The organism is Bacillus sp. 105MF, assembly GCF_000374885.1.
Taxonomy (GTDB): domain Bacteria; phylum Bacillota; class Bacilli; order Bacillales; family Bacillaceae_G; genus Bacillus_A; species Bacillus_A pseudomycoides.
In genome coordinates this window covers 151,096-161,536 of record NZ_KB895577.1, presented here as the reverse complement: position 1 = coordinate 161,536, position 10,441 = coordinate 151,096, and the positions used below count along the sequence as shown (strand labels likewise).

Here is a 10,441-nt window from a genome sequence, read left to right as displayed (position 1 = left end):
TTAATTAACATATAAGAATAGGCATTCATAGATTTTGCAAATAACCCAGCCTTTTGCAAGGTTTCTTTCATCTTCACTTCATTTGCTGAAAGAGACGTATCTCCATTGTTCGTTTGTTCAATTTCACTTGCAAAAGTTGCTACTGGTGAGACTACAGAAGTTGTTGTCATAGTTAAAAGCGCCGATGCAACGATTAATTTGTAAGGGATTTTATTTAGCATTTCGTATTCCTCCTAATATAGGTTTTGATTATAAGTTCTATTCTTGTTTAAAAGCGATGTCTTTCGAAATGAATTCTGCATCTTTATGAATATCACTCCAACTTTGTTTAGCAGCTTTTAAATCATCAAGTATTAAAGAGAATTTATGTTCTTGCATAGAGTCGATATTATCATGTAAATCTGTATAGTTGGCCCCCATTTTATTCCATTGTTGTTGGATATTTGTTAGAGACAGTATCGCTTGATCCACTGTTTGATACAGATCTGTCAAAGTTGCTTTCGCGTTAGTAAGCGAAATAACTGCTTGGCTAGCAAGATCGGCCTTCGTACCTAATTCTCCGATTTTTTTAGAAATTTCGTTATAGGAGTCCATATGCTTAGACGCCGTGACACCAGCAGCTGTTCCTAAACCGATACCAGCTGCACCGAGAGCTGCAAGTCCACCAACAACAGCTGGTGTTGCTGTACCGCCAGTCACAACAATTACTACCGCTCCTCCAATGGCTGCAGCAACTAAAATGAATGCTCCCAATCCACCACCGATTGACCATGCTAATACATTGTTAAAATGCTCTGTCTGAGTAGAACGTAGCTTCTCAATTTCAGCTTGAAGTTGTGGAATCAGTGCATTATTTCCAGCTAATAGTGCCGTTAATCCACCTTGCCCATCTGGGCCACCAACATTATTTTTAAACCCTATAGAATTGTCATACAGTTTTGTTTTGAAGTCTTGTAACATCTTAATTACTTCTGTGACTTCTTTTGAATTTGTATTAATTGTAGTGATTAAATCATTTATGCCCTCTTTTAACTCTGCTTTATCTTTCTTTTGTACAGCAGCTTCCAATATATCGTAATAATTTTTAAATTGTTCATCGTAATTTACAATATTACGTGCTGTTTTTTGAATTTTCGGCTTCGCTGTATCTAACCAATAATTCGCATTGATTCGTGACAGTTCCTGATTAAGGTGAATATTTTTAATTAATTCTGCTCCTTCTGAACCTAAATCAATATTGGATAAATTTACATTTGGTTGTTTAATCATTGTTTTTGCGTACAAATCCATTACAAGAATATGAGATCCTGTTCCAGCTAATGCTTTCTTCAGCCCTTCAGGCCCTAATTCATAATTCCCTACTTTTTGTTCTTGAGCGGTCGTTTCTTGTGCAAATGCATGAATAGTGTTACCGGTAGTAGCAGTGATAACCGTTGCCAGAGTGGCCAAAGTCAACACTTTAAATGGAAATTTCTTCATATCTATTCTCCTCCTTAGTCTTTCGATAGATTCTTATAATCTTTGCAGATTTCAAAAAACATAATATTAAAATTTATAAACTTGTTCTTCAAGGTAACTTGTTACATTTTTTAATTGTCTTAATGTATCTTTTTGAGACTGCTGGTCAGTTGTATCAACATTAGTAGATAATTTTGTAATATTATTTTTGATTAGATTCAAATCTTCTTTATAGCGTTTTAGTAGGTCAAGTTCTACATTTACTTGATTTGCAAACGTATGCAAATCATTTTGCATAAGAATAAGCATTGATTTTTGTAAATCTGCTATTTTTAGGTTCTTTGTTAAATCATAAAATTTTTGGTTTTGTGTCTCTAAATCTGCTAAATGTGCTCGCTGTTCTGCTGTTAGTTTATTTACCTCAGCGAAGGCACTATATGTTTTCTTAACTTGTTCAGGGTCAATAACTTTCGTAAGGTCATACTCTTTTGTTTGTGCAACTGCAGCTGCAGCTATTTCAGCTTGTTTGCTTTTCTCAATTGCATCACGAGCTTCTTTTTTGGCAGCTTCAATCTCTAGAGCAGATTTCCCTTTTTCTATCGCTTCTTTCCCTGCTTTTTCCTCTGCTTCTAAAATAGATTTGTTAATTTCTTTTCCTTTGTTATACGCTGCCACCGCTGTTTGAGCAGCAGGTTCAATGATATCTTTTGAAAGGTTATAGACTTCTTTGAATATAACAAACCCTTGTTCATTTAAAGCTCCTGGTAACAATGCGATTTGTTGTAAATCATTTTGAATTGATTTTTGGGTATTTAGTAATTCATTTTTTAGCTGGTCTATTTTCCCTGTTCCCTCTGAACTTAGTACACCCTGTGCTTTTGTCACATCAGTATCGAGATCTTGAAGTTTTTTATCAAGCTGTAATTTAAGATCTGTTAATTCATTAATCTGACGTTGTACGTTTTCTTGGTTTGTCATCGCTTTATCTTGAAGAACTTCTAGTCTATCCAAGAAACCTTCTTTATCTTCTTTATTGTCTACAAACTCTTTTAATGTTGGATAATAGCTATTAAATTGATTTACAAATCCTTTACTTTTTGAATTTAATAGAACTAATTTTGGATAAAGTTCCGATGACCATTCGTTCATATCTTGTTTGATTAGGGATTGGTTCGTATTTAAAGATGGAACTTCCTCTAGCTGTACATTAGGGCTCATTAAAGCTTGATCTATATATGTTTGGATTAATTTAGATTGTGCACCTAATTTTCGTAATGATGAGGAAATATCCGTGTTTTCCTGTTGCGTTTCTGCTTGAACGATTGGTGTTGCGAGAGTATTGATAGGAATAGTCGCTCCAGTAACAATGGATGTTATTAAAAATCCTTTAATTATTTTATTTTTCATTCCGTACACCTCTTCACTATTGTCTTTTTAGAATCTTATACATACATCTTGAACGCTCTAACGATAGGCTCTTTTCTTACACACTCTTGAGGAAGGAGAATTCTTTCAGATAGAGTGTTAAACTCTCGTTATTATTTACTTCTCATAGAATGTAAGGACCTTACTTCCCCCTCATTTAAAAGTAAACTATAAAATTTCATCACCTATATCTGAATTAGCTTCCAAATGAATAGTATAAATATTTATGTTTCTCTGGAATTGCTGCTTGACTTGCAGGAGCCCAGATAGATAAATCCATTGCTCCTACAGCTAACCCTGCCATGACTTTTTTTGATAGTAATTTCATAATATCCCTCTTAGTTTTGTCGGTAAGAGCCCTACAAGATTACAAAAGATGAAATTATACTGTACATTGCTTATACTTTCACCTCGGAATAAAATAAGATCATTTTTGCTTTGTAGAAACTTAGAATTCTATTTTTTACAAATGAGATGTTTTTTTGATTCTAAATTATTACCAAACAAAATTAACTGAGTATTATGAAAATTACCTCGACATGATGTTACTTGCAACTTTAATTACACTTTTATTAGTACAACCTTCTCCTCCTCTTAGTGGTCATACCAATTACACCTTTATTAAAACATTAAACTTTCAATGCGTAAATAGTAGAATTTTGTCGATTATATTCAATAATTTGGTTATTTCATATTAATGTGAGTGGAAATATTATACTTCTAAAATTATTGTTTAATATTATTTAAGTAATTATAATAGTTACAACTTGATATACCCGATTGAAAAATAACTATTTAAATATTTAAACAATACTTGATTATTGTTTAATATAATTTAATCACACTCTGTATATTTATCTCCTTTATTTAGATATGCAAAATTACATATCCGAATAAAGGCTTAAATAAGATGTGCTCTTATAAATAGCTAGCTGTAGAGAAAGAAAATTTTTTGTTTACACGGAGTTCTGGTGCAAAAAATTATTTGATAGAGACATAGAACCTACACGGTTCTGGTACAAAAAATACGGTTCTGGTGCGAAAACTTCAAGATAATTGCAAGTAATCTCTAAATCTTGGACATACTGATACTATTATTCTAAAAAAGGTGCGTGAATGGAACCTACTATAACACGAGGATGAGCATGAGTAATTTCAGTATATCTTTTTATCATTTCTACTTCTTTTACAAAATCAAACTCATTATATAGTAGTATAAAAGCCAATGGTGCTATTCTCATTATTGCACCATTACCATTATCGAACTCAGCTTTCCCACCACATTTTTCTGGTGAATATCCTTCCTCAAAACGAATAATAGCATCATTTGTAGTTCTTCCAATATCGAACATTTTTCCAAGCTGAGTCCAATGTCCCTCCTTTTTATATTTAATAAATTTATCCATTAAAATACTTATGCTTTCTTCTTTTATCAGATTTTCGATTAGACACAAAGTCAAAGAGGTATCATCTGACCATGTTCCAGGTGGTTGGTTATAGGTTCCATATCCACTCACATCATCTATTTAAAATGTGTCTCTTTGCTTAAATTCAACTGGAATGCCTAAAAGATCCCCAGTAATTCCACCATATATTGTGGGAAAAACTCTTTGTTTAATACTCAAGCTAAGAAAAGACTTATTATCATCTTCCCATCTATCAATCATTCTTCTGCCAGCCACTTCTATCACACCTATTCCTTATCTAGCTAAATACTGTTAGATTTTTAAGAGATTGATGGATACCAAGAAAATTTTGTATCACTATCAAGTGGTGTATCCTGGGTTTCCTTTTTGATTATGCTGAACCATTCGTTTAATATTTGAGCTTTTGGTAATTGTGAGGCAGGGTCGTCTTCCCAGATGATGTGTGAAAACCAGGCCTTTGTTTCCCATTCAAATTGCAGTTCTGCAAACGAAATTGTAGGATGGTCCGCTTCATAAAATTGTCGGTTTACTGCATATGAAACTTCCGAAGCTTGTGGTAACAACTCATTCTTAATTCTATTTTTAATCGTCTGATTTTCTAACTGATCCCAAAAATACAATTGCCCGTTCATTTGATAAAAAATATCAAATGAATCCTCACCATTTTTCAAATTAAGCAATATAAAAGCACGTTCCACATTATTGTCAGCGGCTTTTACAGTATTGATAATTAAATTTTGTGCAATTGAGACCCAATAGTTATTTGCTTCTTCTAATGGGGATTCAACATACACTTCTTTATTTAATTCATTGAGGGTTGCCTCATTATTGTTTACTTGTTCCACTTTCTTAAAAAATCTATTGAAAAAACCCATGATTTCTCCTCCTCTTTTTCATTCCCTTATAATACATTTGAATAATTAGATAATATTGACAATGCAATCATATCATTTTCAGATGAGGTATGAAACCAATTTAATGAATGGAGTTTGTTCTTGTATTTACTTTATATATTTGAGAAACTGAATTTAAACAAAACTTTTGTTTCAAGTAAGGATGGAAATTAGAAGTTCAATTTTGCAAAGATGGTGGGAAAATGGAAGAGAAAAAAACAAGAAGTAAGAAATATTATAGAATTGCTTTTCTTGTATCAACAAGTTACATTTGGTTTTTGATTCTAGCGGCATACAGTATGGGGATTCCGCAATATATCCAGTTGCTCGGGGAGATCGCTCTAATAACAGCCTTTACATGTTACTTTTCCGTGCCTATTTTTTATATTGGTTTGCCTTTAGTATATATTCGCTTTGTACTTTCCTGTTTCCGTATATACACTTCAGAGCGAATGTTGGCTTATTATGCACTTTCTTGTTTTGTTTTAGGGCTTGCTTTATTTCTTCCTTTAAAAATTTATGGTTTTTATGAGGAGAACTACATATTCACGAAGCAGGTTCATGATCAACGTATTGAAGAAAAAATAAAACAAGCGATTGAAAAAAATAATGGTCCCATTCAGATTACATATGTGACAAGGGAAAGTATGCTGCAATCGAATGAAGGTTCAGGAAGTCCTGTATATCCCAAAATAAACATTCATTTTGAGTTATTAAACTGTGATAAACAAAATGGTGGAGGCAGTGGCTTTTCATGTGAATCTTCTGTCGAAGCATATTACAAAGATAAAAAGTGGCTGGTAGATTATAATTCAAAAGAAAATACAGGTGTTATGAATCTATCTAAAGATAACCAACGTGCTGTAGAAGTAGAAAAGCAGCTAGCTCTTACTCCTGAGGAAGAGGTGAATATCTGTAACAGTGCTGAATCAAAAGCGATTCAATATGTGAAAAATGAGTATAATTCGGATTTAACAATTGTTAAAAAAACGTTTAATAAGCATACAAGTTCCTACAAGAAAGAAAATAGACCATCGAATGCAATTCATGCGCTAACCATTAATGGATATTTAAACACGGATTCCCAAAAAGATATCACGGTTAGGGTAGAATATGATCCGATTGCAAGGGAATATTGGTCTCATATCTATGAAATGAGCGATGGAGCTAAAAAGGAGATAGAAAAACAAATCGAATTGAAAAAAGAGATACATAATAAAAAATGAAATAGCAAAACAAACATCCCCCATGTCTTCTATCATATATAGTGAGCCACTGGTTGAGGTGTTTGTTTTCGTTCTAGAAACAATCTATAATTTCTCTTCAATTGTAAATTTAGCCATAAGAAAAGCACCTCCAATTGTTAGACTGTGTCTAACAATTGGGGTGTACTTCACTAAAGGTGGATTTCTAATTTTTATATTTATCTTTCTCCTGTTAACAAACTATTTTATATTCATTTAATATCTTCTTCAGCAATTATTATTTCATTTATTAACTTTGTTTCACATACCTAGTTGTATTAAATGATTTATCGTTGAATAATTGCAAGTTCTTTCTATCATAGTTTTGAACTTTATAATCTATGTCTTTTTGAACAACCTCTGCTTCTACACCGTTTGACATTTGTTTTGTGATATGTAGTTTTAATATTAAACTAGCTTTATCATATTCCCATGTACCTTCTATATGGTTCGTTTTCTTTGGATACTCTTCTGCGTTGTAAACTTCGAAAATTTTAGGACTTCCACCTTTTAAGATAAATGATGGTTTAAATCCGTCAGAAGTCTGTACGCCCCAGTTACCAATTAATTCAGTACCATCTATTACGTTCTTCTGTACCGCATCATAGTCGATTCCGGCTTTCTTATCTAAGTCTTTAATATCTTTAACCGATACTGTACCATCACCGACTTTTGTATTCTTATCTTTAAGTGAGTTAATTGCTTTATACCAGTATTCGTCACCTTGTTTCAGAATCTTCTCTGACTCTTCAACCATTTCTTTGTCAGTCTTTTCGCCTTTTTCTCTAGTTGATTTTCTAGTAAACACTTCTTCTACTATTTTGGAGGACTCTCTAAAGTAACCAGTCGCTTTTTCAAGGTTTTTCTGTTCTTCTATATACTCTTTAGGTGGGTCTATAGATTCAATCTTATCTAATACCCCATCCAGTTCTTTTATTGAATCTAATACGTCTGATTTCTTTTTCTTGCCGTCAAAGAGTTCTCCTATTGTATCATTATGCTTCTTAAATATAGTATCAAACTCTTCAACTAGTCCAACTACCCTAGTTGTGTAGTCTTCTTTTGATACCTTCACTTTCTTAACAGAAGACTTCTTTTCATCTTCTTTAGCGGATTTAGACTCTTCTGTCTTTGTTTCCTTAGATTCAGTTTTATCCGATACCCCACAACCGAATAATAACATAACTGGAATTGCTACACCTACTAGTTTCTTTGCTTTCATGACTAATTTATCCCCTTTAAATTTTACTGATTAAAACCGTTTTCGTTACTTCCACCATATCCATATTATTCCTATATATCGTACCATTAACCTTCTTCAACGTCAAAGTGTCTTTCCTTGAAGTCTTCATGTCTTCTATAGGGATTTTCAAAGGTTTGTTAACACAATGGCTTTATGTTAACAAAAGGTGCTTTCATATACAGAAAACACCTTTTCAGTCTTCAATCTATTCGGTCGTCCTGCTGCGACTTGCATTCCTTTTTTTCGTTTTCCTTTTTTAAGTATTAAATTTTCCGCCTCAACTTCTACTATTCTACCAAGTTCATCTGTTGTATATTTATAACCTTCCTTCTTTAATTATAGGCATACAAATAGGCTCTCAAGTGCCCTATTTATATATTTTCTACATCTACACTTTCCATTTCATTATGAAAATAGCATTACACCTAACAGTTATTCAATCGGTCCCATAAATTGAGTAATTAAATAAATATGCTCGATCAATTTAACTTTTTGCAGATTCTCTACTTTTTCTGCGCCCCCTAATCCAAGAAGAGGAACATAGCCAAAACACTCATTATAAGCTGGAATTCCGTAATTCTGAATAGCTACTAAATAGGGATTCCATTCCATATATTCTTCTAAATATTCTTCTTCCTCAAGAAATCTTAAAAACAGGTTGAATTTAGAGGCAATAACTTTTGATTTTCCTTTACGATAATTTAATTGAATAATATATGATTTATCACCATACTTCTCAAATAAAAGGATATCCCCCATGCTTGTCGTAAACAACGGTATTGTATTTTGATTTCTAATATACGTTTCTTTAACAATTTCAAAGTACTCTTCTGGATTAATCAACCTAAGATAGCCATTTAAAACCTTTCCAAATCCATAGTTTTCCCAAATATTAATTAACGTTTCAGGAAGTACATTAGAATACTTTTCAACTAAACTTTCAGGAACTCTTTTTTCCAATTCAAAGTCCTTCATTATTTTTAAGTTAGTTATACAAAACTATTCCCCCTTTTCAATTGTTCCTCATCATGTTCGGTGATATTTATTGAATTTTTTCATCCAAAGTTTCTATTCGATGCCCTGATGGAGAACATAGTAAAGCGTTCATACTAATATCCTACATGCCCCACTATTAGCTGCATATCTCCCAGCTACTTGATCTGGATTATGTATAGCTGTCTGCTAATATGTATTACTTTCTATTGCGCTATCTTCATCAAGAAATCGTTTTCGATTTTTCAAATATTCATTTACCTTTAATATTTCCTTAAGCTTTAAACTGTCTTACAAATTCTTCAGAATCAAATTTAGTATTTTAGTTAAAATCCACTTGAATTTCTACTTCATCTCACCTCTTAGCCCTTTTAACTCCTTTACTAACTTCATAAACCGACTTAGTATGATGCTTAATTGAGCATAAAAAATCCACAGTTTAAAAGTTTTTCAATGTGGATTCTTACATTTATTTTTCTCGATAATGCACCATATCATAAGGATAATATGGAGTATCTCTCAAGGTTGAGTCATCTAAATTTAATATTTTTGCGATTGCTCCACTTTCAAAACTCCAGTAACCACTAAAAATCTGACTTCGAATGTTCACTATAGAAGTATTATGGGATTCTGTTATTTTTCCGCTAAAATCTCATCTGTTAATCCTTAACAATAGACTATAGCCATTTTCATTTGTTTATTCATTCCTAATCTACCTAAAATTCATAGTTTAATAAAAGAATACACTTCTAGGATACAAATCAATTTTTTGATATTAATTCAAATAGGTTGGTAATTGATTTAACCAGTCTTCAAAATTATCCGCTTCTTTGGTTACACCATGTTCTTCATGAAAATAATAGTAAACTCCCGTTTGGTGGCACTCCTTTGAATGAAAACAAAAATAGTCTCCATTACCTATACTGTAAAAAGGGATTAGTTCGTTTTTCCAAAAGCCTTCTTTCATTTCATAATCATAAGTAAATTCAATAGTATCATTTCCGTTCGTTTTACCACTAGAAACATTTAAAATCTCTCCTGGAAAGACATATTCAGACATTAGTTCAATAAAGTATTTAAATTCTTTAGGAAATTGACATCCAAACTTTTTCTCAATTTTTACCCAATCATTAGCTGAAGGGGAATCTAAATCCCCTAGTTCTTTATCTAACATACTCTCTAATAAATTTGCAATTTCATCTTTTGTCACTAACTTTTCCTCCCTTATACTAGAAAAACGAGGGAGTTCTCTCTTATTTACAAGTATTCCCTCGATTAAAATCAAATGCCGCTTCAACACCATTTTTCATTAACTTTTGTAATAACGTATCAAGTCCATCTTTGAAATAACAATGGATTTCCTCTTTATATAATGGTAATAATGTATGGAAGTAGATTGGCCAGTCACCCTCTATTCTTTTAACATCCTCAGGAAATTCCATTTTGAATGTACCTGAACATTGTGGCAGCGGCGGTACAATCATAACAACAGAAAATTCCGTCTCTTTATCATATGGATGAATTGACGCATTTGGATCCCATATCATTTCACCTAATTGGACTCCATACGTCTGTTTTAAATATCCCTCTGATTGATTCGGAAATACAAGCCACTGTCCTAAGCCATATCCATTTCGCCGTACATTTTCCCCAAGCTGTCGTAAAATGCGCAAGGGTCAACCGTATTTCGCACTATCCAAAGCAGACGTTGATACTTCCCAATCTTTTGGCAGATACATGACAAGTTCTGCATAACCA

The 10,441-nt window shown here is 32.6% G+C and carries 11 protein-coding genes and 3 pseudogenes; 1 reads left to right on the top strand and 13 read right to left on the bottom strand.

Annotated elements, in window-relative coordinates; translation table 11 throughout:
• The 7 genes and pseudogenes from C564_RS0118505 to C564_RS0118475 all read right to left on the bottom strand — a co-directional run.
• Window positions 1-221 (bottom strand): annotated as a pseudogene (locus tag C564_RS0118505) (hemolysin); the annotation flags it as partial.
• 37 nt (window positions 222-258) lie between these two features.
• A complete protein-coding gene (hblD, locus tag C564_RS0118500; RefSeq protein ID WP_003203683.1) occupies window positions 259-1,479 on the bottom strand; it encodes a hemolysin BL lytic component L1 in 1,221 nt (406 codons plus the stop codon).
• Between the two features lie 66 nt (window positions 1,480-1,545).
• Entirely contained in the window at window positions 1,546-2,865 is a 1,320-nt protein-coding gene (gene hblC, locus C564_RS0118495; protein WP_018766343.1) for a hemolysin BL lytic component L2, read from the bottom strand.
• 214 nt (window positions 2,866-3,079) lie between these two features.
• On the bottom strand, window positions 3,080-3,211 hold the full coding sequence (locus C564_RS37570; RefSeq protein ID WP_003202836.1) for a hypothetical protein: 132 nt from the start codon (window positions 3,209-3,211) through the stop codon (window positions 3,080-3,082).
• A 766-nt stretch (window positions 3,212-3,977) separates the two neighbouring features.
• Entirely contained in the window at window positions 3,978-4,400 is a 423-nt protein-coding gene (locus C564_RS0118485; protein WP_003202837.1) for an ADP-ribosylglycohydrolase family protein, read from the bottom strand.
• A gap of 9 nt (window positions 4,401-4,409) precedes the next feature.
• On the bottom strand, window positions 4,410-4,565 hold the full coding sequence (locus C564_RS35025; RefSeq protein WP_018766342.1) for a hypothetical protein: 156 nt from the start codon (window positions 4,563-4,565) through the stop codon (window positions 4,410-4,412).
• A 44-nt stretch (window positions 4,566-4,609) separates the two neighbouring features.
• The gene (locus C564_RS0118475; protein ID WP_003202842.1) at window positions 4,610-5,185 is read right to left on the bottom strand and encodes a hypothetical protein; all 576 of its coding nucleotides are present in this window, start codon (window positions 5,183-5,185) and stop codon (window positions 4,610-4,612) included.
• A gap of 221 nt (window positions 5,186-5,406) precedes the next feature.
• On the opposite strand from C564_RS0118475, the gene C564_RS0118470 reads away from it, so the two are divergent.
• Window positions 5,407-6,429: a hypothetical protein gene (locus C564_RS0118470; protein ID WP_018766341.1), complete on the top strand. Its 1,023-nt coding sequence runs from the start codon at window positions 5,407-5,409 to the stop codon at window positions 6,427-6,429.
• Window positions 6,430-6,697: 268 nt separating this feature from the next.
• Here C564_RS0118470 and C564_RS0118465 read toward each other — a convergent pair whose 3' ends face one another.
• The 6 genes and pseudogenes from C564_RS0118465 to C564_RS0118450 form a co-directional block, all read right to left on the bottom strand.
• Window positions 6,698-7,669 carry a DUF3994 domain-containing protein gene (locus tag C564_RS0118465; RefSeq protein ID WP_018766340.1) on the bottom strand — a complete coding sequence of 324 codons (972 nt, stop codon included), beginning with the start codon at window positions 7,667-7,669 and terminating at the stop codon, window positions 6,698-6,700.
• Window positions 7,670-7,891: 222 nt separating this feature from the next.
• A pseudogene (locus tag C564_RS38445) lies at window positions 7,892-8,026 on the bottom strand (DNA/RNA non-specific endonuclease); the annotation flags it as partial.
• Between the two features lie 96 nt (window positions 8,027-8,122).
• Window positions 8,123-8,665, bottom strand: a complete 543-nt coding sequence (locus tag C564_RS0118460; RefSeq protein WP_006095373.1) for a T6SS immunity protein Tdi1 domain-containing protein — start codon at window positions 8,663-8,665, stop codon at window positions 8,123-8,125.
• Window positions 8,666-9,152: 487 nt separating this feature from the next.
• Window positions 9,153-9,284 (bottom strand): annotated as a pseudogene (locus tag C564_RS35020) (PoNe immunity protein domain-containing protein); the annotation flags it as partial.
• Window positions 9,285-9,458: 174 nt separating this feature from the next.
• Entirely contained in the window at window positions 9,459-9,893 is a 435-nt protein-coding gene (locus C564_RS0118455) for an SMI1/KNR4 family protein (RefSeq protein ID WP_003202851.1), read from the bottom strand.
• Window positions 9,894-9,936: 43 nt separating this feature from the next.
• A complete protein-coding gene (locus C564_RS0118450) occupies window positions 9,937-10,356 on the bottom strand; it encodes a suppressor of fused domain protein (protein ID WP_018766339.1) in 420 nt (139 codons plus the stop codon).
• Window positions 10,357-10,441: the final 85 nt, after the last annotated feature.

What these genes read in the sequence shown, in the direction of transcription:
- C564_RS0118465 (WP_018766340.1), bottom strand. Translation starts at nt 7,669, where the DNA reads ATGAAAGCAAAGAAACTAGTAGGTGTAGCAATTCCAGTTATGTTATTA.
- C564_RS0118460 (WP_006095373.1), bottom strand. Translation starts at nt 8,665, where the DNA reads ATGAAGGACTTTGAATTGGAAAAAAGAGTTCCTGAAAGTTTAGTTGAA.
- C564_RS37570 (WP_003202836.1), bottom strand. Translation starts at nt 3,211, where the DNA reads ATGAAATTACTATCAAAAAAAGTCATGGCAGGGTTAGCTGTAGGAGCA.
- hblC (WP_018766343.1), bottom strand. Translation starts at nt 2,865, where the DNA reads ATGAAAAATAAAATAATTAAAGGATTTTTAATAACATCCATTGTTACT.
- C564_RS0118470 (WP_018766341.1), top strand. Translation starts at nt 5,407, where the DNA reads ATGGAAGAGAAAAAAACAAGAAGTAAGAAATATTATAGAATTGCTTTT.
- hblD (WP_003203683.1), bottom strand. Translation starts at nt 1,479, where the DNA reads ATGAAGAAATTTCCATTTAAAGTGTTGACTTTGGCCACTCTGGCAACG.
- C564_RS0118475 (WP_003202842.1), bottom strand. Translation starts at nt 5,185, where the DNA reads ATGGGTTTTTTCAATAGATTTTTTAAGAAAGTGGAACAAGTAAACAAT.